Annotated in this window: 29 protein-coding genes; 12 read left to right on the forward strand and 17 right to left on the reverse strand. The window is 66.9% G+C overall.

The features are described 5' to 3' along the window. Position 1: 1 nt before the first annotated feature. A complete protein-coding gene (locus AB0280_RS06390; protein ID WP_224026973.1) occupies positions 2-391 on the reverse strand; it encodes a PLD nuclease N-terminal domain-containing protein in 390 nt (129 codons plus the stop codon). Positions 392-452: 61 nt separating this feature from the next. On the opposite strand from AB0280_RS06390, the gene AB0280_RS06395 reads away from it, so the two are divergent. Further along, entirely contained in the window at positions 453-764 is a 312-nt protein-coding gene (locus tag AB0280_RS06395) for a DUF4229 domain-containing protein (RefSeq protein ID WP_224026972.1), read from the forward strand. Here the strand turns inward: AB0280_RS06395 and AB0280_RS06400 are convergent. The 5 genes from AB0280_RS06400 to AB0280_RS06420 form a co-directional block, all read right to left on the reverse strand. Further along, positions 761-1,642 (reverse strand): 1,4-dihydroxy-2-naphthoate polyprenyltransferase, encoded by an 882-nt coding sequence (locus AB0280_RS06400; protein ID WP_159630854.1) that lies wholly within the window; start codon positions 1,640-1,642, stop codon positions 761-763. The two genes, AB0280_RS06395 and AB0280_RS06400, sit on opposite strands and share 4 nt — an antisense overlap. A 75-nt stretch (positions 1,643-1,717) precedes the next feature. Further along, positions 1,718-2,941: an AMP-binding protein gene (locus AB0280_RS06405; RefSeq protein WP_366366484.1), complete on the reverse strand. Its 1,224-nt coding sequence runs from the start codon at positions 2,939-2,941 to the stop codon at positions 1,718-1,720. Between the two features lie 12 nt (positions 2,942-2,953). Further along, positions 2,954-3,907: a 1,4-dihydroxy-2-naphthoyl-CoA synthase gene (locus tag AB0280_RS06410; RefSeq protein WP_224026970.1), complete on the reverse strand. Its 954-nt coding sequence runs from the start codon at positions 3,905-3,907 to the stop codon at positions 2,954-2,956. 22 nt (positions 3,908-3,929) lie between these two features. Further along, positions 3,930-4,370, reverse strand: coding sequence for a VOC family protein (locus AB0280_RS06415; protein ID WP_366366486.1), 441 nt, complete (start codon positions 4,368-4,370; stop codon positions 3,930-3,932). A gap of 51 nt (positions 4,371-4,421) precedes the next feature. Beyond that, a complete protein-coding gene (locus AB0280_RS06420) occupies positions 4,422-5,183 on the reverse strand; it encodes a CPBP family intramembrane glutamic endopeptidase (RefSeq protein ID WP_307489123.1) in 762 nt (253 codons plus the stop codon). 208 nt (positions 5,184-5,391) lie between these two features. Here AB0280_RS06420 and AB0280_RS06425 point away from each other — a divergent pair, with 208 nt between their 5' ends. Then, on the forward strand, positions 5,392-6,855 hold the full coding sequence (locus AB0280_RS06425; protein ID WP_366366487.1) for an amino acid permease: 1,464 nt from the start codon (positions 5,392-5,394) through the stop codon (positions 6,853-6,855). A 102-nt stretch (positions 6,856-6,957) separates the two neighbouring features. On the opposite strand, the gene AB0280_RS06430 is transcribed toward AB0280_RS06425, so the two are convergent. Beyond that, on the reverse strand, positions 6,958-7,695 hold the full coding sequence (locus AB0280_RS06430) for a dienelactone hydrolase family protein (protein ID WP_366366489.1): 738 nt from the start codon (positions 7,693-7,695) through the stop codon (positions 6,958-6,960). 61 nt (positions 7,696-7,756) lie between these two features. Between AB0280_RS06430 and AB0280_RS06435 the strand changes: the two genes are divergently transcribed. Continuing rightward, positions 7,757-8,812, forward strand: a complete 1,056-nt coding sequence (locus AB0280_RS06435; RefSeq protein ID WP_366366665.1) for a DNA polymerase IV — start codon at positions 7,757-7,759, stop codon at positions 8,810-8,812. Between the two features lie 160 nt (positions 8,813-8,972). Here AB0280_RS06435 and AB0280_RS06440 read toward each other — a convergent pair whose 3' ends face one another. Further along, a complete protein-coding gene (locus tag AB0280_RS06440; RefSeq protein WP_159630868.1) occupies positions 8,973-9,149 on the reverse strand; it encodes a CsbD family protein in 177 nt (58 codons plus the stop codon). 126 nt (positions 9,150-9,275) lie between these two features. On the opposite strand from AB0280_RS06440, the gene AB0280_RS06445 reads away from it, so the two are divergent. The 4 genes from AB0280_RS06445 (at position 9,276) to AB0280_RS06460 (ending at position 12,977) form a co-directional block, all read left to right on the forward strand. After that, complete coding sequence (locus AB0280_RS06445) at positions 9,276-9,950, forward strand: pentapeptide repeat-containing protein (RefSeq protein WP_366366491.1); 675 nt, start codon at positions 9,276-9,278, stop codon at positions 9,948-9,950. Positions 9,951-10,068: 118 nt separating this feature from the next. Then, entirely contained in the window at positions 10,069-11,295 is a 1,227-nt protein-coding gene (locus AB0280_RS06450) for a thiolase family protein (protein WP_366366493.1), read from the forward strand. After that, positions 11,295-12,101 (forward strand): enoyl-CoA hydratase/isomerase family protein, encoded by an 807-nt coding sequence (locus tag AB0280_RS06455; protein WP_366366494.1) that lies wholly within the window; start codon positions 11,295-11,297, stop codon positions 12,099-12,101. The genes AB0280_RS06450 and AB0280_RS06455 overlap by 1 nt, the downstream gene beginning before the upstream one ends. Before the next feature lie 3 nt (positions 12,102-12,104). Further along, complete coding sequence (locus AB0280_RS06460) at positions 12,105-12,977, forward strand: 3-hydroxyacyl-CoA dehydrogenase family protein (protein WP_366366496.1); 873 nt, start codon at positions 12,105-12,107, stop codon at positions 12,975-12,977. 24 nt (positions 12,978-13,001) lie between these two features. Here the strand turns inward: AB0280_RS06460 and AB0280_RS06465 are convergent, their stop codons facing one another. Beyond that, positions 13,002-13,235 carry a DUF6480 family protein gene (locus AB0280_RS06465; RefSeq protein ID WP_159630874.1) on the reverse strand — a complete coding sequence of 78 codons (234 nt, stop codon included), beginning with the start codon at positions 13,233-13,235 and terminating at the stop codon, positions 13,002-13,004. A 74-nt stretch (positions 13,236-13,309) separates the two neighbouring features. Between AB0280_RS06465 and AB0280_RS06470 the strand changes: the two genes are divergently transcribed. Further along, a complete protein-coding gene (locus AB0280_RS06470) occupies positions 13,310-13,942 on the forward strand; it encodes a GNAT family N-acetyltransferase (RefSeq protein ID WP_366366498.1) in 633 nt (210 codons plus the stop codon). Positions 13,943-13,948: 6 nt separating this feature from the next. Here the strand turns inward: AB0280_RS06470 and AB0280_RS06475 are convergent, their stop codons facing one another. Beyond that, the gene (locus tag AB0280_RS06475; RefSeq protein ID WP_224026963.1) at positions 13,949-14,785 is read right to left on the reverse strand and encodes an SGNH/GDSL hydrolase family protein; all 837 of its coding nucleotides are present in this window, start codon (positions 14,783-14,785) and stop codon (positions 13,949-13,951) included. Positions 14,786-14,961: 176 nt separating this feature from the next. On the opposite strand from AB0280_RS06475, the gene AB0280_RS06480 reads away from it, so the two are divergent. Together AB0280_RS06480 and AB0280_RS06485 are read left to right on the forward strand one after the other, a co-directional pair. Next, positions 14,962-15,681 carry a tyrosine-protein phosphatase gene (locus tag AB0280_RS06480; protein WP_159630880.1) on the forward strand — a complete coding sequence of 240 codons (720 nt, stop codon included), beginning with the start codon at positions 14,962-14,964 and terminating at the stop codon, positions 15,679-15,681. Positions 15,682-15,777: 96 nt separating this feature from the next. Then, positions 15,778-17,976, forward strand: a complete 2,199-nt coding sequence (locus tag AB0280_RS06485; RefSeq protein ID WP_366366500.1) for a peptidase — start codon at positions 15,778-15,780, stop codon at positions 17,974-17,976. 80 nt (positions 17,977-18,056) lie between these two features. Here AB0280_RS06485 and AB0280_RS06490 read toward each other — a convergent pair whose 3' ends face one another. Both AB0280_RS06490 and AB0280_RS06495 read right to left on the reverse strand, forming a co-directional pair. Next, positions 18,057-18,764 carry a DUF4397 domain-containing protein gene (locus tag AB0280_RS06490; protein WP_366366501.1) on the reverse strand — a complete coding sequence of 236 codons (708 nt, stop codon included), beginning with the start codon at positions 18,762-18,764 and terminating at the stop codon, positions 18,057-18,059. A 99-nt stretch (positions 18,765-18,863) separates the two neighbouring features. After that, complete coding sequence (locus AB0280_RS06495) at positions 18,864-19,298, reverse strand: PaaI family thioesterase (protein WP_366366503.1); 435 nt, start codon at positions 19,296-19,298, stop codon at positions 18,864-18,866. Positions 19,299-19,440: 142 nt separating this feature from the next. Here AB0280_RS06495 and paaZ point away from each other — a divergent pair, with 142 nt between their 5' ends. Both paaZ and AB0280_RS06505 read left to right on the forward strand, forming a co-directional pair. Further along, complete coding sequence (paaZ, locus tag AB0280_RS06500; protein ID WP_366366505.1) at positions 19,441-21,552, forward strand: phenylacetic acid degradation bifunctional protein PaaZ; 2,112 nt, start codon at positions 19,441-19,443, stop codon at positions 21,550-21,552. A gap of 244 nt (positions 21,553-21,796) precedes the next feature. After that, entirely contained in the window at positions 21,797-22,192 is a 396-nt protein-coding gene (locus AB0280_RS06505; RefSeq protein ID WP_224026959.1) for a VOC family protein, read from the forward strand. A gap of 82 nt (positions 22,193-22,274) precedes the next feature. Here AB0280_RS06505 and AB0280_RS06510 read toward each other — a convergent pair whose 3' ends face one another. The 5 genes from AB0280_RS06510 to AB0280_RS06530 all read right to left on the reverse strand — a co-directional run bounded on the left by AB0280_RS06510 (position 22,275) and on the right by AB0280_RS06530 (position 26,416). Further along, positions 22,275-22,580, reverse strand: a complete 306-nt coding sequence (locus AB0280_RS06510) for a hypothetical protein (RefSeq protein WP_159630892.1) — start codon at positions 22,578-22,580, stop codon at positions 22,275-22,277. 12 nt (positions 22,581-22,592) lie between these two features. After that, positions 22,593-23,723, reverse strand: a complete 1,131-nt coding sequence (locus tag AB0280_RS06515) for a S1C family serine protease (RefSeq protein ID WP_224026958.1) — start codon at positions 23,721-23,723, stop codon at positions 22,593-22,595. 102 nt (positions 23,724-23,825) lie between these two features. Further along, positions 23,826-24,458, reverse strand: a complete 633-nt coding sequence (locus AB0280_RS06520; protein WP_366366507.1) for a TetR/AcrR family transcriptional regulator — start codon at positions 24,456-24,458, stop codon at positions 23,826-23,828. A 97-nt stretch (positions 24,459-24,555) separates the two neighbouring features. Beyond that, positions 24,556-25,932, reverse strand: coding sequence for a phenylacetate--CoA ligase PaaK (gene paaK, locus AB0280_RS06525; RefSeq protein WP_366366508.1), 1,377 nt, complete (start codon positions 25,930-25,932; stop codon positions 24,556-24,558). Positions 25,933-25,939: 7 nt separating this feature from the next. After that, positions 25,940-26,416, reverse strand: a complete 477-nt coding sequence (locus tag AB0280_RS06530) for a hotdog fold thioesterase (protein WP_159630898.1) — start codon at positions 26,414-26,416, stop codon at positions 25,940-25,942. Positions 26,417-26,528 lie beyond the last annotated feature (112 nt).

The raw sequence follows: 26,528 nt of genomic DNA on the forward strand, positions 1-26,528 counted from the left end.
GTTATTTCAGTCCGTCGGTATCGTGTTCGTCCGTGCCGCGCGGGTGCTTCCCGCCGTCCTCCTTGGCCTTGGACTCCAGCTCGTCACGCAGCTTCTTCAGCCGCTCGGCCTCGGCCTGGTTGCGGCGGCGTGCCTCCAGGTTGCGCAGGAAGTCCGGGTCGTCATCCGGGGCGGTGGGGTGCGGGTAGCTGGGCCGCGGCTGCGCAGTGCCGCGCGGCCGGCCGATCAGCAGCCACAGGACGGCGCCGAGGACGGGGAGGACGATCTGCACGATGATCCACGCGGGTTTCGAAATGCCCCGGGTCAGGCGGCCTTCAGTGCGGATCACGTCCACCAGGCCATACACAAAGATGACGAGGACTGCGACGGCCAAAGCCACACGGAAGAGCATGCCATTAAGTCTATCGTCAGGACGCGCAGGGGCTGCTGGCCGGGGCGGCTAAACTTGAATAGTGGCCTTTTTGAAATACTCCCTGATCCGCCTGGCAATCTTCGTGCCCCTGTTTGTCCTGTTCGCGCTCCTGCAGGTCGGGGCGCTGATGGCGGTTATCTGCGCCGCACTCATTGCGTTTGCCATCAGCTACCTGTTCTTCCAGAAGCAGCGCGACGCCGCCTCGGCAGCCCTGCAGCACCGCTTCTCCGGGAAGGCCAAGCCGATGCGTTCCGCCGGCGAGGTCCAGGACGCCAACGCCGAGGACGCCCTGCTGGACGCCAACCCGGACATCACCATCAACAACGCCAAGGGCAGCGGCAAGAAGAGCTAGAACCCGTGGCTGAGGACCAGGCCCAGTGAGAACAGCACGCTGTAGCCGAGGTTGATCAGGCCGGTCTGCTTCAGGACCGGGATCAGGCTCTTGCGCTTGCGGCCGTTGATCATCAGCCAGGCCGGCATCAGGCAGGCCGGAATGAGCAGCAGCACGATCAGGATCCACGGCCGTCCCGGCGCCAGGATCACCACCAGCAGGATGGCTACGGCAAGCATCAGGACGTAGCTTTCGCGCGCGTGCTTGTCCCCAAGCCGCACGGCCAGGGTTTTCTTGCCGGCCTGCATGTCGGTGGGAATGTCCCGGACGTTGTTGGCCATGAGCAGTGCGGTGGCGATCAGCCCGGTGCCGATGGCGCCGATGACCGCGGACAGGCTGATGTGCCCTGCCTGGGTGAAGGTGGTGCCCAGGGTGGCCACCAGGCCGAAGAAGACGAACACGAACAGGTCGCCCAGGCCCATGTAGCCGTAGGGGTTCTTGCCGCCGGTGTAGCCCCACGCGGCCATGACGCAGCCCAGGCCCACCAGGATCAGCCACCATGCCTGGGTGAGGACCACCAGGACCAGGCCGAACACCATGGCCAGGGCGAAGGCGCCGAACGCCGCCCACTTGACGTGTTCGGGCTTGGCGGCACCGGAGCCCACCAGCCGCAGCGGACCCACCCGGTCATCGTCCGTCCCGCGGATGCCGTCCGAGTAGTCGTTGGCGAAGTTCACGCCCACTTGGAGCAGGAGCGCCACCAGCGCCGCGAGGATCGCATTGGGCAGGAGGAACGAGTCCATTTCGTAGGCGGCGGCGGTGCCGATCAGCACCGGCGCGATCGCTGCCGGCAGCGTCCGGAGTCGGGCGCCTTGGATCCATTGGGCGGCTGTTGCCACGGTTAGTACCTCGTGTTGTTTCGGTAAGACGGCTGGATGGAACGTGTGCACCGGCCGCGGTGGTGCAGGTCCACTCTACTTTCCCCCGTGCCGGGAGCTGAGTTCGGCGGCCATGGCGAGCCGGTCCGGTTTTCCATTGGGCAGCATCCGCAGGGCAGGCGCGGTGAGGACCGTTTTGGGCGCCAGCACCCCCAGCTGCCGCTGCCAGTGCTGTTGAAGCACGACGCCGGGGTCCCCGGCCTCCTGCCCGGGTCCGTCTTCACCGGCGGTACCGATCCCGGCGGCACCATGGGGTGCCAGCGCCACGTAGGCCGCCACCGCCTGGCCCCATTCCGCGGAAGGGACGCCCGCCACGAAAGCCGCTGCGACGGCGTCGGACTTTTCCAGCTGCTCCTGCACGTGGCCGGCCGAGACCTTGACGCCGCCCGTGATGATGACGTCGTCCGCCCGGCCCAGCACGGTGAGCCGGCCGTCGTCGTCAATCGTGCCGAGGTCGCTGGTGCGGTACCAGCGAACCCCGTCCTCCTCGAAGAATGTTCCGGTTTCCTCGTCCGGGGCCTCGATGTACCCGGCAGCCACGGTGTCCCCGCCCAGCAGGATCCGGCCGTCCTCCGCCACCCGGACCGAGACGCCTTCCAGGGGGTAGCCGTCGTACACGCACCCACCCGAGGTTTCCGCGGAACCGTACGTGGTGACCACCCGGACTCCGGCGTCGCGGGCGGCGTCCAGCAGGGCCGGGGATGCAGGGGCCCCGCCCAGCAGGATGGCGTTGAAACGGCGGAGCACGGCAAGCGTGTCCGGCGAAGGATCGTCCAGGAGCCGCTGGAGCTGCGTGGGAACCAGGGAAGTGAAGCGGATCTTGTCCGTGAGTTCCAGCGCGGCCGCCGTGAAGGCCTCCGGGGTGAAGCCGCCGGACATGTCCATCACCCATGGCCGGGTCCCGGCAAAGAGGGACCGCACCAGCACCTGGATGCCGGCCACGAACTGCACGGGCAGGGCCAGCAGCCACTGGCCCTCGCCCTTGAGCCGCAGCGCGGTGGACATCGAGGATGCCGCCAGGGACTCCACGGTCAGCAGGGTTGCCTTGGGCGTGCCGGTGGAACCGGAGGTGCGGACCACGGCCACGGCGTCGTCGCAGCCGGGGGTCTCCACGTGGCCCACCACCAGTTCGCCGTCCGGTCCAACGGACAGTTCGACGGCGGGGCCCTCGCCGTGGAGGGCGGCCGCGAGGGCTTTCAGGGCCGGTTCGATGTTGAGCGGGCCGCCGTGGGCGGTGCTGGGTGAGGCTTCGCTGTTCATTGCCGTCCTGCCTTAGAAGTAGTGCGGGAAGCGTGACCAGTCGGGGTCGCGTTTTTGCAGGAAGGCCTCCTTGCCCTCCACAGCCTCGTCCGTCATGTAGGCCAGCCGGGTGGCTTCACCGGCGAACACCTGCTGGCCGGCCAGGCCGTCATCGGCAAGGTTGAACGCGAACTTCAGCATGCGGATGGCCTGCGGGGACTGCCGGGCGATGTCAGCTGCGTACTCGAGCGCCACCTCCTCCAGGCGTTCGTGGTCCACGGCCTCGTTGACCGCGCCCATGCGGACCATGTCTTCTGCGGAATATTCGCGGGCCAGGAAGAAGATCTCGCGGGCGGTCTTTTGGCCCACCTGCCGGGCCAGGAGCGCCGAGCCGTAGCCGGCGTCGAAGCTTCCCACCGTGGCGTCCGTTTGCTTGAACTTTCCGTGCTGCCGGGACGCGATGGTGAGGTCTGAAACCACGTGAAGCGAGTGTCCGCCGCCGGCCGCCCAGCCGTTGACGACGGCGATGACCACCTTGGGCATGGTGCGCATCAGGCGCTGGACTTCCAGGATGTGCAGCCTGCCGGCCCGGGCGGGGTCGATGGTTTCCTGGGTCTCGCCGTCGGCGTACCGGTAGCCGTCCCGGCCCCGGATCCGCTGGTCGCCGCCGGAGCAGAAGGAGTGGCCGCCGTCCTTGGGGGAGGGGCCGTTGCCGGTCAGCAGGACGGTGGCGACGTCCGGCGTCATCCGGGCGTGGTCCATGGCGCGGTAGAGCTCGTCCACGGTGCCGGGCCGGAACGCGTTGCGGACCTCCGGGCGGTTGAACGCGATCCGGACCGTGGGCAGGTCACGCACCCAGCCGCCCCCGGAATCCCGCTCCACCTGCCGGTGGTAGGTCATGTCCTGGAAGTCCTCGAAGCCGGAAACCACCCGCCAGCGCGTGGGATCGAAGACATCGGACACCGGGGCGGGGATCTGGTTGCTCACCGTCCAAGTCTAGTAATCGTGCTTAGCTGATGCAGAACTCGTTGCCCTCGGGGTCCGCCATGGTGTGCCAGGAATGCGGTCCCTGCCGAGCAGACCAGAGGAAGGAAGCCCCGCGTGCCTCGAGTTCGCGCCGGACCTCATCCTTGTCCCTGCCGTCCAGCCGGACGTCCCAGTGCACCCGGTTCTTCACCGTTTTCCCCTCGGGCGCCGTCTGGAACAGGATGCGCCGCTGCGGATCCTTGGCCTCGATCTCCTCCGGTGGCCGGATGGCGGCGCCGTCCTTCCACACCAGGTTTCCGCGGTGCGTCGTGGTCTGGTTTTCGGTGGCGTAGCCCTGCTCAATCATGGAGCGGATAAAGCCTGCGTCCTGCGGTTCCACCGCCCACTGCAGGGTTTCGGCCCACCAGTCGGCCAGCTCATGCGCGCTGGCGCAATCGACAACGATCTGGATGTTCAGTCCCATCCGTCCACGGTAAGGGCGGCCGGGGCGTTGCGGAAGGTCCTGTGCGCGCGCCTAGGCCTGGACGTTCTGCATCTGGTTGAACAGTTCCGGCGGGATGGCGTAAACCAGGATCACGGCCAGCAGGTTCTTGGCGGCGTGCACGAAGTAGGAAAACATGAGGTTCTTCCCGGTCCACATGTAGACGGACACCAGGGTGGCACCCATGGCCAGGTAGGGGAGCAGGGCAGTCAGGGTCAGCGCCTCCTGCCCCACGATGTGCAGCGCGGCGAACAGCACCACGGACAGGGCGCAGCAGATCCAGACGTTCACGCGCCTGGACATCTTGCCGATGAGCAGGTGGCGGAAGATGTACTCCTCCACGAACGGACCCACCACCACCAGCAAAGGCACCATGAGCCACGCGGGGACCTGCTGCATCAGCGCCTGCAGCCCGGCCTGGTTGGCGGAGGTTTGAACCTGCCCGTTCGCGGCCACCACGACGGCGGTCAGGATCATCATCGCGATCACGGCTGCCGGCACCATCAGCAGGGTGAACCAGGGCCGGGTCCCCAGCACTCTAAGGTCCCGCGCCACCACCCGGCGGGCGGCCAGGAGCGCGAGTATTCCCACGGAGGCATAGAACAGCAGGTTCACGGCATAAGAGGCTGCTGCCGGGGACGGGGCCACCAGGCGGAGCAGTGGGGCCAGCACATTGCCGGCCACCGCGAAGAACCCGGCAATGGCAACGTAGAGGCACAGCGTGGCCAGGTCCAGGGGCGAAAACCGGTAAAGCTGGGGTTGCGGGGCCGGCGGTAAGCGGTGGGCTGTTGCCATGCCCCCAGCCTATCGCCGGGCGCCGGGGTGTAGTGCGCGTCACGTACCACCCCGGACCGTCTTGTAAGATGGTCAGGTCGCGTGAAGCTTCGGCAGTTCGGCCGATCCACCCTCACATCTGCTGGTCCCAAGGCCTAAAGGCCGAATTTTGTGAGCTTGATCATACGAAGACCGGATGCGGCCAACCCCCAACCCACAAGGAACAGTTGTGCCTCAAAGTACCCCCACAGACCTCAAGAACAGCACGGCGCCATCCTCCGCCGTCGACCCGTCCCTCAGCGCCGAGGGCTACAGCAAGACCCTGGGCCGCCGCCACGTCACCATGATCGCCATGGGCGGCGCCATCGGCGTGGGCCTCTTCATGGGAGCCGGCGGACGCCTGGCCTCCACCGGGCCGGCCCTGATTTTCTCCTACGCCATTGCCGGCGTCATCGCCTACCTGCTCATGCGGGCCCTGGGCGAACTCATCATGTACCGCCAGACCTCCGGCTCCCTGGTGAGCTATTCGGGGGAGATGTTCGGCAAAAAGGGCGCCTACCTGTCCGGTTGGATGTACTTCATCAACTGGGGCATGACGGGCATCGCGGAGCTCATCGCCATCGGTCTGTACTTCCAGTTCTTCTTCCCCAACGTCCCCGTGGAAGCCTCGGCCATCGCGGCCCTGGCTCTGCTGGTGGCGGTCAACCTGCTGAGCGTTAAGGCGTTTGGCGAATTCGAGTTCTGGGCGTCCTGCCTCAAGGTCGGCGCCATCGTCATCTTCCTGGCCGTGGGCACCTTCATGGTGGTCACCAATGCCCAGGTGGGCACTGGGCATGCCTCGGTGGCCAACCTCTTCGCAGCCGACGGCGGCATGTTCCCCAAGGGTGCGCTGGTGATGGTCCTGGTCCTTAACGCCGTGATCTTCGCCTACAACGGCATCGAGCTGGTCGGAGTCACTGCCGGCGAGATGCAAAAGCCGGAGCGCGAAGTGCCCAAGGCGATCCGAGCCGTCGTCCTGCGCATCGTGGTGTTCTATGTCGGTTCCGTGCTGCTGCTGGCCATGCTGCTGCCGTCCGACCAGTACAAGGCCGGCACGTCGCCGTTCGTGACCGTTTTCGGCCAGATGGGCCTGGGCTGCGTGGGCGATGTGATGAACATGATCGTCATCACCGCCGCGCTGTCCTCGTGCAACTCCGGCCTGTACTCCATTGGCCGGGTCTTCCGCACCATGGCCAACAACGGCCACGCCCCGCAGTGGCTTACCAAAATGTCCAAGCGGCACGTCCCGTATGCCGCCATCCTGGCCATCGCGGCGTTCTACCTGGTGGGCATCCTGCTGAATATCTGGCTGGGCGGTTCGCACGCCTTCGACCTGGCGCTCAACAGCGCGTCGATCGGCGTGATCTTCTGCTGGGGTGCCATCTTCGCCAGCCAGATCGTGCTGCGCCGCCGCAAGGGCATCACCTCCACCCTGCCGATGCCCGGCTCGCCGTGGACCAGCTGGGCCGGACTGCTGGGCCTGCTCGCCATCACCATCCTCATCGGCTTCGACACCATGACGGACAAGGCCACCGGCGAAGTGTTCTACCTGGGCCTGTGGACGCTGGCCACCATCCCGTTCTTTGCCGTGGTCCTCTGGCTGGGCTGGCAGAAGGTCAAGAACAACCAGCCCAAGAGCGAGCTCTTCAGCTAACGCTTTCCGGACAATGTTCGACGGCGGGCCGCCCCTTCAGTGGGTGGCCCGCCGTTGGCGTTTCCACGGAGTGCCGGACAGGTCCAGCCGTTCAGCTGCTGCTTAGTCCTTCAGGTACCTGGCGAAGTGGTCCTCGATGCGCTGCCAGGCCTCCGGGGCTGACTCGGGGTCCGGCCCCACGCCCATGACTCGCATCAGCGGCCTGAGGAGAACCGGCCCGATTTCTTCGTCGTTGAGGAAGGCGTGCCCGGCGCCGGGAAACTCCTTCACGCTGTGCTCGATGCCCAACTGGTCCAGCGCAGTTTCGAGGCGCGCCGCAGCCCCCTTCAGGGACCTGTCCGCGCCGCCGTAGTTGGCCACGATGGGGCAGGAACCGCGCAGTGCGTCTTCCAGTTCCTGCTGCTGCTTGCCCGGGAGCCGACCGTAGTTGACGGAAGCGGCGTCGAACCCGTCACGCGCCACCAGCAGGGCGAACCCGCCGCCCATGCAGAAGCCGATCACCCCGGTTTTGCCGTTGCACAGTTCAGACTCCGCGAGCCAGGTACGGGCCGTGGCGATGTCGGTGAAGGGACGCCCCGTACGGGCCGCCATGGCGCGCATGGTTCCCACCAGGCAACGCCGCGGATCGCCGTCGCTGTACAGGTCCACGGCCAGGGTGAGGTACCCGGCCCGGGCCAGCCGGTCCGCGTGCCGCCGGGTCTGGTCGTCCAGGCCGAACGCTTCATGGATCATCACGACGCCGGGAAACGGCCCCTGTCCAACAGGCACGGCGAGGTAGCCGTGCAGGGAGGGGGAGCCGCCGGCAGCCGCGCCCGCAGCGCTGAGGTCTACGTTCGTCATGGGCCAAGGCTAGCCCCCTGGAGTCCGGCCGGGCAGACTGGGGCTTGTGAGCGAACAGTGGGTGCTGCATGTGGACCTGGACCAGTTCATCGCCGCCGTCGAGGTACTGCGCCGTCCCGAGCTTGCGGGCAGGCCGGTAATCGTCGGCGGCCGGGGCGACCCCACGGAGCGGGCAGTGGTGTCCACGGCGTCCTACGAAGCACGGGCCTACGGCGTGGGGTCCGGAATGCCGCTGCGCATCGCCGCGCGGAAAGTGCCCGATGCGGTCATCCTGCCGGTGGACCACGAAGCCTACCTGGAAGCATCCGAAAAGGTGATGGCGGTCCTGCGTGCCCAGCCGGGAACCACCGTCCAAGTGCTCGGCTGGGACGAGGCGTTCGTCGGGCTCGAGGCGGCCGATCCCGAAGCCTTTGCCCGCCGGCTGCAGGAGGCAGTCCTGGCGGAAACCCAGCTGCACTGCAGCGTCGGCATCGGGGACACCCTGGTCCGTGCCAAGGTCGCGACGACGTTCGGCAAGCCCGCGGGCGTTTTCCGCCTCACGCAAGGGAATTGGCTTGAGGTCATGGGGGAGCGGCCCACCATCGACCTCTGGGGTGTGGGAAAAGCAGTGTCCCGCCGGCTCGCCACCCTGGGGATCACGACCGTTGCCGAACTGGCAGCGGCCAACCCCGATGACCTGGTTCCCGAATTCGGTCCAAAAATGGGGCCCTGGTACGCGCAACTGGGACGGGGTGACGGTTCCCGGACCGTCGATGACACCCCGTGGGTGGCGCGCGGGCACAGCCGCGAAACCACTTTCCAGCGGGACCTGACCGACGGGGCGCAGATTGAGGACGCCGTCCGGGAGCTGGCTGCGCACGTCCTGGAGGATGTTGCCGCCGAAGGCAGGCCGGTGATCGGCCTGACGTTGAAGGTCCGCTACGTTCCCTTCACCACCAGGACTTACGCGCGGAAGATCCCCGAGACCTCCGATCCCGCGGTGGTGCTGGCAGGGGTGCTTGGCCTGGTCTCAAAGATCGAACCCGGCAACGCTGTCCGGCTGTTGGGTGTCCGGGCCGAGATGGCCATGCCCGAAGATTCCCGGAAGGGGCATACCCCAACCCGCAGCGGCTGGTGAACCCCATCGATTGCTGAGTAACTGCCGTTTTGAGGCCCCAAAACGGCATCTACTCAGCAATCGATGGTGGGTGGACAGCGAAACGGCGGCAGATCCATTGGATCCGCCGCCGTTTTGGGCTGTTGCAGCACGCCGTTCGCTGCGGCTGCAGCAGCAAGGACTAGTTGCGCTTGAACTCGTCCTTCACGCTTTCGCCCACCTTCTTGGCATCTGCCTTGACCTGGTCGGCCTGGCCTTCTGCCTTCAGGTGGTCGTTGTCGGTCGCGTTGCCTGCAGCTTCCTTGGCCTTGCCGCCAAGGTCCTCTGCCGCGTTACTGATCTTGTCTCCGAGGCCCATGGTTCCGGCCTCCTTTCGTTTCCGTCGATCAACCGTGCCCTTTCACCATAAACAAAGCTTGCTTACTATTTCAAGTACCCTGCTGCAGTTGCGGCCTGCTGGCTGCACCGGCATTAGGCTCGGCCTATGGATAAAGGACGTGGCACGGCAGCGGCCAAGGTGGCCCCGCCCCGGCTTTCCCGCGTGGAGCTGCAGGATCTCGAAGAACTGCAGGATCCGGCATTCCGCCGCGGGGACCGGTACGAAAACCTGCGGTTTAACCGCGCCGCCCTGGACGGCCTCGACCTGGGTGAGGCCGTATTTGCCGAGTGCCGGTTCGATGCTGCCTCCTTCAACGAGGCGCAGCTCCGCGGCACCTCGTTCCGCGACTGCATCCTGGCGGAGGCGTACGCGCCGGTCTTCCAGAGTGCCCGCAGTACCTGGCGCGACGTGGAGCTTCGCAACCCGCGCCTGGGCTCTGCCGAACTGTATGAAAGCGGCTGGCAGTCCGTCCGGATCGAGGGCGGCAAGCTGGACTACCTCAACCTCCGCGGCGCCAAGCTCGCGGACGTGCTCATCAGTGGGTGCATCATCAACGAACTGGACCTGGGCGGTGCCGGCGCCACCCGCGTGCGGCTGGAAGACTGCACCGTTGGATCACTTGACCTGACGGGTGCCAGGCTGAAGGACTTCGACCTCAGGAGTACGGAGTTCCGCCGGATCAGCGGCCTTGGCAGCCTGTCCGGGCTTGTGATCGATGAGTATCAGTTGGGGCTCCTGGCGCCGCTGATCGCTGCGCATCTTGGGGTGAGGGTCCTGTAACCGGATGCGCGGCCGGGGCTGCCCGTGTACCATTTACAGAACGAACGGTCGGTAAGTGGGAAGTTCCGCTGCGCCGGCCGCCGATGACAGTGCTGTTTATCGCGTGAAGGGTGTTTCCATGGCTGCAACCGCAGGTCCGCAGGCTTTCCTTGTTGGCGGGGTCCGAACGCCCGTAGGCAGGTATGGGGGCGCCTTGTCGTCCGTCCGGCCGGATGATCTTGCGGCCCTTGTGGTCCGGGAAGCCGTGGAACGCGCCGGCCTGGATCCTGAGAGCATCGACGAAGTCATCCTGGGCAACGCGAACGGCGCGGGGGAGGAAAACCGGAACGTGGCCCGCATGGCCACCCTGCTGGCCGGGCTGCCCCTGCATATTCCGGGAATCACGGTCAACCGGCTCTGCGCTTCCGGCCTCAGTGCCATCATCCAGGCCAGCCACATGATCAAGGCCGGAGCCGCTGACATCGTCATCGCCGGCGGCGTGGAGTCCATGAGCCGCGCCCCCTGGGTCCAGGAAAAGCCCACCAGCGCGTTCGCCAAGCCGGGCCAGATCTTCGACACCTCCATCGGCTGGCGGTTCACCAATCCCCACTTCCAGCACGGCGGCCTGTCCCGGGACGGCAAGATGACCTACTCCATGCCGGAAACGGCGGAGGAAGTTGCCCGGGTGGACGGCATCTCACGTGAGGACGCTGACGCATTCGCCGTCCGGTCCCACCAGCTTGCCCTGGACGCCATCGAGGCCGGCCGGTTCAAGGACGAAATCGTGCCCGTCACGGTCAAGACCCGCAAGTCAGAGGCCGTGGTGGATACCGACGAGGGCCCGCGCGCCGGTACCAGCATGGACGTGCTCGCCAAGCTCAAGCCCGTGGCGCACGGCGGTTCCGTGGTGACGGCCGGGAACTCCTCGTCCCTGAATGACGGCGCCTCCGCCATCATCATCGCCTCGGAAGCAGCCATCGAGCGGCTGGGGCTGGCCCCCCGTGCCCGCATCATCGACGGCGCCTCTGCCGGCTGCGAGCCCGAGATCATGGGCATTGGCCCGGTCCCCGCCACCCAGAAGGTGCTCAAGCGGAGCGGCCTGAGCGTCGGCGACCTGTCCGCCGTCGAACTCAATGAAGCCTTTGCCACGCAGTCCCTTGCCTGCATCCGCCGGCTTGGGCTGGAACCGGAGATCGTGAACCGCGACGGCGGCGCGATCGCCCTGGGTCACCCGCTGGGTTCCAGCGGGTCACGGATCGCCATCACCCTGCTGGGACGGATGGAACGCGAAGACGCGAAAATCGGCCTGGCCACCATGTGCATTGGCGTAGGCCAGGGCACGGCGATGCTGCTGGAGAAAATCTGATGGCGGCGGCGGTGGACCTGGCAGCAGAAAACTTCTCCGCGCTCCTGGTGGAGGAGCGCGAGGACCGGGTGGTGGTGCTGCTCAACCGTCCCCAGGTGAAGAACGCGATCGACCAGCAGATGGTGGACGAACTCCACACTGTCTGCGCGGCCCTGGAACAGAACCCCAAGGTACTGATCATCGCCGGCGTGGACGGGGTCTTCGCTTCCGGCGCCGATATTGCCCAGCTGCGCGAACGCCGCCGCGACGATGCTCTGCAGGGCATCAACTCCACCATCTTCGTCCGGATCGCCAAGCTGCCCATGCCGGTCATCGCGGCCCTGGACGGCTACTGCCTGGGCGGCGGCGCGGAACTCGCCTACGCCGCGGACTTCCGCATCGGCACCCCCAACGTGCGGATCGGCAACCCGGAAACAGGGCTCGGAATCCTTGCGGCGGCCGGTGCCGGCTGGCGGCTCAGGGAACTCGTCGGCGAGCCGCTGGCCAAGCAGATCCTGCTGGCCGGACTGGTCCTTGGCGCCGAGGAAGCCAAAGCGGCCAACCTCATCACGGAAATCCACGATCCGGCAGAACTCCTGGAGGCTGCCCACAGCCTGGCCAGCAGGATCGGGCGGCAGGACCCGTTGGCAGTCCGCATCACCAAGTCCGTATTCCACGCCCCCGCAGAAGCGCACCCGCTGATCGACCAGCTGGCCCAGGGCATCCTCTTCGAGTCGCAGGCCAAATTCGACCGGATGCAGGCGTTTTTGGACCGCAATGCAGCGAAGAAGGCAGCCGCCTCCGCCAACCCCGCCGATGGAAAGTAGACCATGAGTAATTCATCAGTAGCCCCCGGCCTTCCCCCGTACGTGGGCGTGCTGGGCGGCGGCCGCATGGGCGCCGGTATCGCGCACGCCTTCCTCGTCAAGGGCGCCAACGTGCTGGTGGTGGAACGCGACGACGTCTCCGCCGAAGCTGCCCAGGAACGGGTGGAGTCCGCAGCCTTGAAAAGCATTGAACGCGGGGCGGTGGATGCCAACTTCGAAGAACTGGTGACCCGGCTGACCGTCAGCACCGACTACGACGCGTTCAAGGACCGCCAGTTGGTGGTGGAAGCAGTGCCCGAAGACTGGGACCTGAAAGTCACCGCGTTGCGCGGCATCGAGGAACGGCTGGCAGAGGATGCCTTCATGGCGTCCAACACGTCATCGCTGTCCGTCAACGGCCTGGCCCGTGAACTAAAGCGGCCGGAGAACTTCCTGGGCCTGCACTTCTTCAACCCCGTGCCGGCATCCACCCTTATCGAGGTGGTGCTGGGGGAGCGCACGTCTCCCGAACTTGCTGATGCGGCGAAAACCTGGGTGGAGGCACTCGGCAAGACCGCCGTCGTGGTCAATGACGCCCCCGGCTTTGCCTCCTCACGCCTGGGCGTGGCCATCGCACTGGAGGCGATGCGGATGGTTGAGGAAGGAGTGGCCTCCGCTGAGGACATCGACAACGCCATGGTCCTGGGCTACAAACACCCCACCGGCCCGCTCAAAACCACGGATATTGTGGGCCTGGACGTACGCCTGGGAATCGCCGAATACCTCCACTCCACCCTTGGCGAGAGGTTTGCACCCCCGCAGATCCTCAAGGACAAAGTGGCCCGCGGTGAACTTGGCCGCAAAACCGGCAAGGGATTCTTCGACTGGCCCAGTTAGGCTGACCGCCTGGCGGAACACGGCCTAGTCGAAGAAGCCCACGATGTAGCCGATGAAGTACAGCAGGCACAGCAGGACTACGACGCCGATGATGCCGATCCACAGGAACTGGGTGCCCTTCCCGGTGCCGCGCTCCTCGTGGCCCTGAGGGCCGGCGGTGGAGGCTTCCCCCGGCGGGGTTTCGCCCGGCGGAACCCCGCCGCCAGGCTCCAGGCCGGTGATCTTGTCGTCCTCGGGATCCGGGTTGGTTCCTGACACAATAACTCCCTCGCTCGACGTCGTGGTGCTTGCCCCAGCGTAACCCGCGCGGCCGGTGGGCCTAGGCTGGTGCAGTGACTTTCCTTGAACCCCTTACCCTGACCGGCCGCCACGTAATCCTGCAGCCGCTCGCGGAGGAACACCACGACGGCCTGCTGGCCGCAGCCAGCGACGGCGAACTCTGGAAGCTCTGGTACACGTCGGTGCCCGCGCCGGACGCCATGGCGGCGGAGATCAGGCGCCGCCTGACCCTGCAGGAACAGGGATCCATGCTGCCTTTCACCACCCGGCTGATTGATCCGGGCACAGGTGGCCCGGGCCGCATCATCGGCATGACCACGTACATGAACATCGACGCCGCCACGCCCCGCGTTGAAATCGGCTCCACGTGGAATGCGGCCTCGGTGCAGGGGACAGGGACCAACCCCGACTCCAAGCTCCTGCTGCTCCGGCATGCCTTCGAGGCGCTGGGCTGCCCCGCCGTGGAGTTCCGCACGCACTGGCTGAACCATCAGTCGCGGGAAGCCATTGCCCGGTTGGGCGCCAAGCAGGACGGTGTGCTCCGCAGCCATTCACGGACCAGCGATGGAACCCTCCGGGACACGGTGGTGTTCTCCATCCTGGAGCACGAATGGCCGGCCGTCCGCGCCGGGCTGGAATACCGGCTGGCCCGCCGCGCCCAGGGTGCGGAGCGCACCCCGCGCTGACCGTGCTCAGGGAGCGGAGTAGACGCCCGAACTGCTCAGCGCAGTGAAGTAGGCCTGGTAGCCCGCGGCGTTGGGATGGAAGTTGTCCGGGCTTGCGGGGTTGGCAAGGTCCAGGTTGATCCAGGGATCTGCGGAGTTGACGCCGTGCCCGGCAAACGCGGCCCTGACATCGACGTATTGCGCCCCGGTGGCAGCGGCGGCCGCTGCGATGGAGGCGTCCAGGCCGTCCGCCAGAAGGGTGGCCTGGTTGATGAACAGGGACAGTGGATCCGCGGGGTTCGGGGCCACCGGATCGTAGAGGTACGGGTATCCCGTGACAACGATCCTGGCATTGGGGGCTGCGGCCTTGACACTCTGGATCATCGAGATGACGTCGCGGGTGAGCTGCCCGCTCCCGATCATTGCCGCCGCGGCGGACGTAGCCGCGTCGCAGGCAGGGGCTGCCGCGGGATCAGAAAGAGCAGCACCGCAGGAGGTAATGATCTGGCCGAAGCCCAGGTTGTTGCCTCCTGCCGTAATGGTCACCAGTTCCGTGCTCTTGTTCAGCTGGCGAAGCTGGGTGTTCACCACATCCCAGGTGGTCTTCCCACTGCACGCAGCATTGACCACCAGCTGCACGGTTTTGTCCACGTCTGCCAGCTCGGAATAGGCGTTGTCGCTGCGATAGCAGCTGTCCAGGTAGGGACCGGCCCCTTGTCCGGCGGCATAGGAATCCCCCAGGGCAATGTATTTCTCTTTGTCCACGGCCTGGGCCGGGGCCGCTGCCATGCCGGCGGTGATTGCCAGGGCTGCGAGGGCGGCTGCGAAAGCCGGACGGCGCCGCTGTACTGCTGGACTTGCCATGAATTTCCCCTTTGAACAGTTACCTCTTTGAACAATGACCTCATTGGACACCGCGGGCAGGTACATAGGTGCCACAGTATTGCCACCCTGCGCGGCGGTCAGCAGGCCATTGTGCCCTGGTGGAATGTCCGCTGCTGTGCAATGCGCCGTTCAGGGGCGTGTGGTTAGCTGTGCGGATGAGCAAGAAGGGCACGTCCGTGGACTGGGATGGAGCTGTAAACGCATGGCGCATTTCGGGCGGCATTTACCGGATGGGACGCCGCGAGTGGCTCACCGCAGCGGGGTGGAAAGAGGCGTTCGACGACGGCGTCCGCACCGTCGTCGATCTCCGCAACGCAGTTGAGGCGCGGCGCCGGAGCAATGACCCCGAGGTGCCGGCCGCGGCCTGGGCGGGCATCGACGTGGTGCAGGCACCCACGGAGGAACCGGAGGATCCGCGGTTTACTGCCGTCACCGGTCCCTACCTGAACGACCCCGCGCACTACGCCGAGAATGCGCGCCTTTTCCCGGAAAAACTGGTGGGCGTCTTCCGGGCCATTGCCCTCGCCGCGCCCAAAGGGGATGTGGTGCTGCACTGCGCCGCCGGCCGTGACCGGAGCGGTTTGATCGCGGCCATGGTCCAGGACCTGGCTGGTGACTCGGACGAGGCTATTGCCGAGGGCTACCGGCGGGCGGCCCGCGGGATCAACGAGCGCTACCGCACCCATGGTCCGCCGCACGGCCGGGAGCGGTACCTGACCGGGCCGGAGCTTGAGCCCCTGCTGGAACGGCGCGGGCTCGCGGTGGTGTCATTTGTCCGTGACCTCGGAACCCGTGGCTATCTCCTGGCGCACGGGTTGCGGGAAGCGGAGCTGGATTCCGTTTCCGCCTTGGCATGCCGAAAGATACCCTTGTGACTTAAGTTACTGATGTGGCTGTTGATATTTGATGTCGGCGGCCGCGGTCGCAGGGCGCCTGCACGCAGGCGCGGATGAGTGGAACGGCGAACCCCCATGAAGAGAATCTCCGCGACAGGAGCCATAGCCGCCGTAGTGCTGTCGTCCGGGTTGGCTGCCGGCCCCGCAGTGGCTGTTCCGGCGCCGGCCACAACTAGCAGCCCCATGGTGGCTCCTGCGCCCCAGGGCTCCGGCGCCGCCGGCACGGCTACGGGCAACGAGGCGGTTTCCGGCGCCCCGACTGCTCCTGTCAACGCGGCTGGACCCTCCGAGGCAGGCCTTGCTGAAGCGCTTCGCCGGGATCTTGGCATCAGCGTGGCCGAATTCAATGCTGCCGGTGAACTCGGCCGGCGGGCCGCCGGCGCCGCGCCCACCCTTCGGGCCTTGCCTGGCTTCGTTGGCATCAGCCTGAAAGCCGGCAACATCAGGGTGGAAGGCGACGGTCCGGAGCTTCAGGCCGCGGTGGATGAACTGAACCGCTCCGGCCCGGCCGCCTTTGTACTGGTTCCCCCGACGGTCACCCTCCCGGCCACGCCGGCTGTCCCCACCGCCTCCCCGGCGGTCAAGGACACGCCTCCGCCGGCGAACGGGCTGGTCGCAGCCGACCTCGACCAGCTGTACAAGGCCTATGTCCGCGACGTTGGCACCCAGGGCCTCCAGGCGGTTGCCTACACCGACGGTCATTTCGTCATCCGGACCGGGCCCGTCAACATCGCAGAGTCCGGGACCCCGGGCAACCAGCCGGACCCGGTTCCTTCCGCCGGCCAGCCGTCCGGAACCGGCAAAATGACGCCGGCACAGTTCGTCGCGCGGTACGCCAACGTGAAACTGGAGAAGGGTGCTTCCCTCAAGACCGAGGGGGACCTCCTCGGCGGCCAGGGATACTACGTGGACAGCGCCGCCATCTGTTCAGCCGGTTTCAGCGCGTTCAGTCCGGCCGGGCTGCCGCTCGTCCTGACCGCCGGACACTGTGCCAGGGATGGATTGGCGCGGCAGGCGTCAGTGGAACCTCCCGGGTGGGCGCCCGCGAGCGGGCCCGGCGCCCTGACGCCTCAGCCGTTGCCTCCGCTGTCACCCCTGGGCAGCTTCGGGTTCAGCCAGTTCGGCGGCCCCGGGAACTCGGCAGCGGCAGACGGATCCGTGGCAGGTACCGACATCGCCGTCATCCAGGACATCGCGCCTTCCGTGAACCCTGAGCCTTCCACCACTACCTGGGGCAACTCCAGGACGCCCGATCCTGTCAGGATCGTGGGAACCATAGCGCCCTTCCAGGGCCAGGACGTCTGCAGGTCCGGACGGACGTCCGGCTGGAAGTGCGGCACGGTCGATGCGGTGGGCATCTGGATGATGCCGGGCCAAAAGAGTGTTCCGCCCAACTACGACAACGACCTCCGGCCGGTCCGTGCCTTCGATTCATCGACGGTCACGTCGGCGGGCGGCGACTCCGGCGGCCCGTGGATCAGCGGCAACTTTGCCGTTGGTACGCACACCGGTGCCGAAAGCCAGAACGGCGTCCAGGCGCGGGCCATTGCAGCCACCCTGCAGGATGCCCTTGCCGTGCTGCCCGGCTACCAGCTGGAAGTATTCCTCAACAAGCCTGCCGTCACGGCCCCCGCACCCGGGAAGGCCTACCAGCCGGGCCAGGTGATCAGCGGCCAGGTTCCCGCTGCTCCGGCAGCTGCGGTCGCCGCCGGATCCACGGTCCGGGTCACGTTCCAGGCAAAGGAACCGTTCGAGGTCCCCGTGCATAACGACGGGACATGGAGTTTCACGGCTCCGCAGGGTACGGACACGCTGCGCTTCACGGCAGAAACCGTGAACGGGTACAGCCGGTCGGGTGCCAACAGCTTTGAGTTTGCGTCCGCTGCAGCGGCACCGCCCGCCCCGCCGGCAAACCCGGCACCGACTGAGCCACCGGCAAGCCCCGCACCAGGCAACATTGCCCCGGCCACACCCGCCCCGGCCGCGACCGACCCGATCACCCCGGCCGCGACCGACCCGGCCCCAGCAGACCCGTCGCCTGCCCCGCCGTCGGCGAGTCCCGTCGTCGTACTTCCGCCGGCAACCAGCCCCGCTCCCAGCGCTCCTGCGGGCCTTGCCAACACGGGCGGAAACGGTGATCGCGCCGGCGGCGGCCTGGCCTACACGGGATCAGCCGGGCTCATCCCCGCAGCGGCTGCTGCCGCGGGCGTCCTCGCCGTCGGGATTCTGCTGACGGTGCTTGTGCGCCGGCGGAACCGGCGGCCTTCGCGGTAGCCGCTACGGGCCGGCCCACAAGGACCGGCCCGTAGCGTTGCCGCGGGAACGGCGCTTAGCGCCTCCCGGTTGCGTTGGCCTTAGCGCCGGCCCCCGCACCACTCCTTGCCGTCAACCACCTGGACCGCCACGTCCAGCGTGCCGTCCGCCAGGCTTCCCCAGGCGTAGACGATGGTGTTCTTCCCGGCCTCGACGGTGATGTCCGCAGGACCGATCACGGGGTCGGTGGTCCCTGCCGCTGCCACCGAGGCTGAAACCGTGCCGGCCTTCAGCTTCAGGGTTGCCTCGTCCGGGTTGCTGAGGCCTTCAATTACGGCGGTTCCGCCGGCCAGTACGTCCACAGCGGGCGCTGCGGCGACGTGCCGGACCGTCAGCTTGCCCTTCGTGTCATTGCCGGGGGCCTTGGTGTCGTTGGTGAAGAGGGTCGCCGTGGGGGCTCCGCCGGCGTCAAGGTGCGCCACTGCCGTGTAGTTGCGGCCCTCGTCGAGCTGCACATCCACCGGGCCGATCACCGGGTTTTCCGCGCTGGTGGCGTCCGAAGCGGTGATGGCGATCTGGTAATCGCCGGCGGCCAGTTCCAGCGGTCCGGCCAGGGTGCCGGGCGTGAAGTCATCAAGGGTGAGCTCGCCGTTCACCCAGACGTCCACGGTCAGGCCGGGTACCCCGTGCAGGACGGACAGCAGGGCGGGGTCGTCATCGTGGTGCCAGTTGCCGGCCTGGGCGGGAGCGGCGAAGGCCAGTGAAGCAGCAAGGGAAAGTGCTCCAGCGGCGTAGGTTATTTTGCGCATGTCGAACTCCTTGGGGGATGCCCGGTATCCGGGCTGGTGATGCTGACACGCTTATTACCTCTGGAACCCCGCCCATGGATGCACCGCCGGGGATTTTTTTCAGTTTTTTCGTTTCATCAGCAGGTTGGTGATGCGCAGGGTGCACAGCCGCTGGCCGGCCTCGTTGGTGATGAGCACCTCGTGCGTGGTCAGCGTCCCGCCCAGGTGGATGGGCGTGGCGGTAATGGTCACCTGGCCCTCGCGTGCGGATCGGTGGTGCGTGGCGGAAACGTCAACGCCCACCGCCGTCTTGCCCATGGTGCTCGCGTGGATGACGGCCGCCCAGGACCCCACCGCCTCGCCCACGGCCAGCGAGGCGCCGCCGTGCAGCAGCCCAAACGACTGCCGGTTGCCCTCCACGGGCATGGTGGCCACCACGCGCTCCACGGACTCCTCCAGGATTTTTACGCCCATCTTCTCGTCCAGCTCCCCGAGGGTGATTTTCCAGAGCTCATGCTGGCTGGCGGAAGCATTCTGGGGCGACGGGGCGTTCATGCGTTCTCCTTTGGGTGGCCAATTCGGTCCTGGCCTTCTAGTGTGCAGCACGGCACTTCATGTATGGTGAATATATTACCGAACGGACGGTCGGTAATGGCCGCCCTGTTTGCCTGCCCCCTTGTTGGAAGGACCGTCAACGATGACCACCACAGCCACAGCTCCCCAGGCCACGGTCGACACCGTGGAGACAGTGCCCAGCTTCGTCATGGACGCATGGTGGACGCCCGACGCCGGCTCCTCGGCTTCCGCGGTCCCCGTCCGGGATGCGAGCACGGGGGAGATCCTGGCCAAGGTGAGCACGGAAGGCCTGGACCTCGCCGCCGTCGTGGAGTACGGCCGCACCACCGGCCAGACTGAACTCGGCAAGCTGACCTTCCACCAGCGCGCCCTCAAGCTCAAGGAGCTGGCGCAGTACCTCAACGCCCGCCGGGAGCACTTCTACAACTTCTCATTCCAGACCGGCGCCACCAAGATCGACTCCATGGTGGACATCGACGGCGGCATCGGCGTCCTCTTCACCTTCGGCTCCAAGGGCCGGCGCGGGCTGCCCAACTCCCAGGTGGTGGTGGACGGCCCCATGGAGGTGCTGTCCAAGGACGGATCCTTCGCCGGCGAACACATCTACACCCGCATCCCCGGCGTCGCCGTGCAGATCAACGCCTTCAACTTCCCGGTCTGGGGCATGCTGGAGAAGTTTGCCCCCGCCTTCCTGGCCGGCGTCCCCACCATCGTCAAGCCGGCCACCCCCACTGGCTATGTTGCCGCCGCCGTGGTCAAGGCCATCGTTGAGTCCAACATCCTGCCCAAGGGTTCGCTGCAGCTCATCTCCGGTTCCGTCCGCGGGCTCCTGGATGTACTGGATTACCGCGACCTTGTGGCGTTCACCGGGTCCGCCTCCACGGCCAAGTCCCTCAAGTCCCACCCGAACGTGGTGGAGGGCGGCGTCCGGTTCACGTCCGAGACCGACTCCCTGAACGCCGCCATCCTGGGCCCCGACGCCGTGGAGGGGACCCCGGAATTCGACGCCTTCGTCAAGTCCGTGGTCACCGAGATGACCGTCAAGGCAGGCCAGAAATGCACCGCCATCCGGCGCGCCATCGTGCCGCGGGAACTGGTACCCGCCGTGTCGGCAGCCATCGGCAAGCGCATCGCCGAGCGCGTGGTCCTGGGCGACCCCCGCGGCGAAGGCGTCACCATGGGCGCCCTTGCGTCGGTGGAACAGCTGGAGGACGTCCGCGCTGCCGTGCAGTCAATGCTCGACGCCGGCGGTGAGCTGGCGTACGGAACGCTCGATTCGCCGTCGGTCACCTCCGCCGACGGAACCACCGGGGTAGTGGACGGTGGGGCCTTCATGGCTCCCGTGGTCCTGAACTGGGACAACCCCGAAGCTGAAGCCATCCACTCGCTTGAGGCGTTCGGGCCAGTATCCTCCGTCATCGGCTACAAGGACCTGGCCGACGCCGTCCGCCTCGCCGCCCGCGGCGGCGGCTCACTGGTGGCCTCGGTGTGCACCAACGATCCCGAGGCAGCCCGCGAGCTGGTCACCGGCATCGCGGCCCACCATGGCCGCGTCCTGATGCTGAACCGCGAGGACGCCCGGTCCTCCACCGGCCACGGCTCACCCGTTCCCCACCTGGTCCACGGCGGCCCCGGACGCGCGGGCGGCGGCGAGGAACTGGGCGGCATCCGGTCCGTGCTGCACCACATGCAGCGGACCGCCATCCAGGGCTCCCCGAACATGCTGACCGCGGTCACCGGTGTGTGGCACACCGGGGCCGACCGCAACTTCACCGTGGAGACCGAGGGCGCGCATCCGTTCCGGAAGCACCTGTCCACCCTGCGGATCGGCGACGCCGTCCGTTCCGACCTGCGGCAGGTCACCCTGGAGGACATCAGCGCGTTCGCCAACTCCACCGGGGACACGTTCTACGCCCACACCAACCAGGAAGCAGCGGAAGCCAATCCGTTCTTCCCGGGCATCGTGGCGCACGGCTACCTGCTGCTGAGCTGGGCCGCCGGGTTGTTCGTGGAGCCTGCACCGGGCCCTGTCCTTGCCAACTACGGCCTGGAGAACCTTCGCTTCATCACCCCGGTTGCCGCCGGCGATTCCATCCGGGTGACCCTCACCGCCAAGAAGATCACCCCGCGCGAAACCGACGAATACGGTGAGGTGGCCTGGGACGCTGTGCTCACCAACCAGCACGACGAGATCGTGGCCACCTACGACGTCCTCACCCTGGTCGAGAAGTAAACCCCTAACGCCCCATCACTTCCTGCCGGTTTTTCCCAAACGCCCCATCACTTCTTTGAGGAAAGTGCTGGGGCATTTGGGTTTGGTGGGCGGGAAGTGATGGGGCGTTTGGGTTTGGTGGGCGGGAAGTGATGGGGCGTTTGGGTTTGGTGGGCGGGAAGTGATGGGGCGTTTGAGGGCGGTTCTTTTTGGGCCTGCCGGGCGTAAGATTCTGCCCGTAGGAGGTGGCCCAATGACCCTGAGAATGAACACAGCCACAACCATCCTGCCGGTTGATGACCCAGCCCGCGCCCGCAGTTTCTACACGGAAAAGCTGGGACTCCCGCACCGTGGAAAAACGGAGGACGGAAGCGAATTGCTGGGCGCCGACGGCGGTCCACTGCTGCAGCTGATGCCGGTCTCGGACGGCAGGCACTCGGACCACACCGCGCTGAGCTTTGAGGTCGCGGATATCGAGGCAACCGTCCGCGACATGGAGGCACGGGGCGTCATCTTCCAGGACTACGACCTGCCTACCCTCAAGACGGAGAACCACATTTGCACCACCAACTCGGAAAAGTGCGCGTGGTTCATGGACACCGAACACAACATCCTGTGCGTCCACCAAAACCTGGGCGGCAAGCTCGAGTACGAGGTCTAGGCACGGCAGCTGCATACCTCAACGAAAGCAGCAGGGGCACCCCGGACGGGGTGCCCCTGCTGCTTCAGTGTTCGTGCCGGCGTCAGCTTTCTGCGCCGCCGTGCAGGCCGTCGTCGCTGCTGTCATCCTCGCGTCCGGTGCCGCGGCCTTCTTCGCTGCGGTCCGAGAGGTCCATGTTGCCGCGGGCCTCGTCCATGGTGGGGCCGCCTGCCGGAACGCTGTAGGTGTCGGGGCGGATGCCGTGCGACTGTTCCTCGATCAGGGCCTGCTCCTCGCTGAAGCGGATCGCGTTGGCCTCGTCGCCGGCGTCGCCGGGAATGTCCTCACGGAGCTTGGACGGGTCTGGGACGATGTATCCTGCGTCCGGTTCTTCCTTGGGGTGGCTCATGTTTCTTCCTTCCTATCGGGTGGTTGTAGTGGCAGGCCGGTCGGTGAGGTCAACCTTGATATCCAGGTTTTGGTCGCCCCGCTTGACCTTGAAGCCTACGGTGTCGCCGGGGTTACGCTTGCGCAGTTCCGCCAGGAGCTTTTCGGGCGTGGTGAGCTCAACGCCCTCCATGGACTGCAGGACGTCCCCGGGGCGGATTCCTGCCTTGCCTGCCGGGCCGTCCGTGTCCGCGGCGAGGACCACCACTCCGGATCCTCCCTGGATGCCCAGCTGGGCGGCGATCTGGGCCGTCAGTTCGCCCGGGGTGAGGCCCAGGTAGGCGTGCTTGGCGGTGCCGTTGGCCAGCAGTTCCTCCGCCACGTCTACTGCGGTGGCGGCCGGGATGGCGAAGCCAAGGGAGACCGCCCCGGCTGACGGCGGGATGTACGCCTCGCTGATGCCGATCACCTCGCCGCGCATGTTGATCACGGCACCGCCGGAGTTGCCGGGGCTGATGGGTGCGTCCGTCTGGATGAGGTCCACCAGGGAGAGGCTGTTGGATGCGGAGCCTGGAATGGAACGGTGCAGCCCGGAAATGATGCCTGCGGTGGCCGTGTTCTCGAATCCGAGCGGGGAACCCAGGACCAGTGCGCCTTCGCCTACCTTGGGCAGGGTGCTTTGGTACGTGGGTTTCGGCAGGCCGGTGCGCTTGGCCTGCACCAGGGCCAGATCCGTCACGGCGTCGCTTGCTTTGACTGTCCCTTCCACGCGCTGCCCGTCGGCAAATCCGACCTCCACGGTGGTTGCGCCCCGGACCACGTGCTCGTTGGTGAGGATCAGTCCGTCGGCGGAGTAGACCACGCCGCTGCCCAGGCCGCCCTGGGTGAAGATGGTGACCACTGATGGGGAGAGGTTTTCCACGAGCTGGGGCAGGTTGCCGGCTGCGGTTCCGGAGTCCGGGCCTGCGCCGGCGGTTGGCGCTGCCGAAGCGGAAGTCCCGGAGGCCGGGGCCGACGGCGATGGCTGGCCTGGGGAGGAGGTGCCAGGGGTTGGGGGAGCAGGCGAGCCGGTGCAGCCGCTAAGTGCCAGGGCTGCGGTCAGGAGTCCGCCCGCGAGTACTGTCCGGGGCCGGCATGAACGCCGTGGATCATTGGCCTGGCTCATTCAGGACCTCCCTGCGGACGATGGCTTTCTACCACCGTAGCCGGGGAGCCGCCAAATACCAAGCACGCTTAGTAGTTGCCCGCGGACCCGTGGATGCGCGGCTTACACGTCCGCATGGAGGCCGTCGAACGCCATGGTGATGACGTCGTCGGCCAGTCGCTGCGGGGAGAGGGAGCCGCCCGGCTTGTACCACTCCACGATCGAGTTGATCATGCCGAACAGGAGACGGGTGACGGTCCGGGGATCGATGTCCTGGCGGAGCGAGCCCTCATCGCGGGCGGCCGAAATCAATACGGCCACCTTGTGGTCGAAGGTCCGGCGGCGTTCCAGGGCGTCCCGTTCAATTTCCGTGTTGCCCCGCAGCCGCAGCAGCAGGGTGACGAACGGCAGGCGGTCAACCAGCACGGCCACCGTCTGCCGGAGCACGAACTCCAGCCGGGCGTCGGCAGCCCCTGAAGTGGCCTCCGGCTGCTCGAGGATGGCCTCAAGGCCGCCCAGGGCGTGGTCAAGGGCAAGCTTGAGGAGGCCGCCCTTGGACGGCACGTGGTGGTAGATGGCGGACTTGGAGATCCCCAGGTTGTCCGCCAGGATCCCCATCGAGGTGGCGTCGTAGCCATGGCGGTTGAAGACGTCGACGGCGATGCGCAGCACGGACTGCTGGTCGTAGCCGGGGCGGCCGCGCTTTGCTGTTCCGTTGGCTGCGCCGGGGCTGGAAGTGTCGGTGGTGCTGGGCATAGTGGCTAGTTTCTCACGAACGGTCGGTCGGTCCGGGAGCCGGCGCCGGCCGGGCAGCAACCCGGCCGGCATCGGTTGTGCCCGGCGGCATCTTCCGTTATGCCTTCGGCCGCATGTCGTAGATGCGGCGCAGTTTGCCGTTGGACCGCTCAAGCGAGCCCGGCTCCACCACGTTCACGGTGCACGACGAACCCACGTGGATCTTGATCTGCTCCTTCAAGGTGCGTGCCGCCGTCGTGCTCTGCTCAACGGTGACCGCGTCGCGCCGTTCGATCCGGACCGTCAGCTGGTCCATCCGCTGCCCTTCCGGGCGGGTCAGTTCGAGCTGGAAGTGGGGGCTCAGCTCGGGGATGCGGAGGGCGATTTCCTCGATCTGGGACGGGAACAGGTTCACGCCGCGCAGGATGATCATGTCGTCGCTGCGGCCGGTGATGCGGCCCATCCGGCGGTGAGCCGGGCGGGCGCTGCCGGGCAGCAGGCGGGTGAGGTCCTTGGTGCGGTAGCGGATGATGGGCAGCGCTTCCTTAGTGAGCGAGGTAAAGACCAGTTCGCCGTGCTCGCCGTCGCGCAGGACGTTCTCCTTGCCCGCCACCGGGTTGAAGGCGTCGATGATTTCGGGGCGGAAGTGGTCCTCCCAGATGTGGCTGCCGTCCTGGGTTTCCACGGCTTCGCCGGCGACGCCCGGGCCCATGACCTCGGACAGGCCGTAGATGTCGCACGCCTTGATGTTCATCATGACTTCGAGTTCGTGCCGCATCTCCTGGGTCCACGGCTCGGCGCCCAGCACGGCGAACTTCAGCGAGGTGGAGGCGGGGTCGATGCCCATGTGTGCCATGGCGTCGGCGATGGTGAGCAGGTAGGTGGGCGTGGCCAGGATGGCGTCCGGCTTGAAGTCCTGGATCAGCTGGATCTGGCGTTCGGTCTGGCCGCCGGACATCGGGATCACGGTGCAGCCCAGGGCTTCGGCGCCGGCGTGCGCGCCGAGGCCGCCGGTGAACAGGCCGTAGCCGTAGGCGTTGTGGACCTTCATGCCGGGGCGGATCCCGGAGGCGCGGAAGCTGCGGGCCACGAGCTTGGCCCAGTCCGCCAGGTCCTGCTTGGTGTACCCGACGACGGTGGGCCGGCCGGTGGTGCCGGAGCTGGCGTGGATCCGGGCCACTTCATTCTGCGGCACCGCGAACATGCCGAACGGGTATTCCTCCCGCAGGTCGTCCTTGGTGGTGAAGGGGAAGTTGCCCAGGTCCTCGAGTTCACGCAGGTCGTTGGGGTGGATGCCGGCCTCGTCGAACTTGCGCTTGTACAGCGGCACGCGCTCGTAGGCGTAGGCCACGGTGTGCTGCAGGCGGCTGAGCTGGAGCGCTTCGAGCTCGTCGCGGGAGATGGTTTCCTCGCGGTCCAGCGCGGCGTCGGTGCCGGCGGCGGTGTCCTGGGTGGAAACGGCAGCGGCGGGGGTTTCGGGGGCATGCAGGGTCATGGTTTTCCTACTTCTTGGGGATGGTGCGGCTGCGTCCGCGGAACTCGGCGATGAGCTCGCCCGGGGTGCTGGAACTGGGCTGGCCTTCGGCGGCCGGCGCAGCGGCGTCGGCGGCGAAGATCTGGATGTCGTACAGGCCGCTGCGGCCGGCGCTGGAGCGGCGGTCGGCCACTGCGGTGAGCACCTGGCCCCGGAAGGCGGGCTTGAGGAAGTTGATGTCGACGCCGGAAGCGACGGTGATGGTGCCTTCCTCGCCGGGTGCAGGGTGGATGGGGTTGCACGCCAGGGCGAAGGCGGTGTCGCCGAAGGCGAAGATCATTCCGCCGTGGGCCATGCCGAAGCCGTTGAGCATTTCCTGCCGGAGCGTCATCCGGATGGTGGCGTGGCCGTCGCTGAGGGCGAGGACCTCAATTCCCATCCATTCGGAGGCGTAGTCGTTTTCCAGGATGGGGTGGGTGGCCCCGGAAAGTGTAGTTTCAGCCATGCGTCATTGCCTCCAGCTTTATTTACCGAATGTTCATTAGGTAATCCCATGAGGGGGTCCGGTGTCAAGGGGAGGCGGGATAACGCACGGCGCCGGGACACACCTCGCGCGG

Source organism: Pseudarthrobacter sp. 902506025, from assembly GCF_040702325.1.
In the GTDB taxonomy this organism is placed as follows: Bacteria; Actinomycetota; Actinomycetes; order Actinomycetales; family Micrococcaceae; genus Arthrobacter.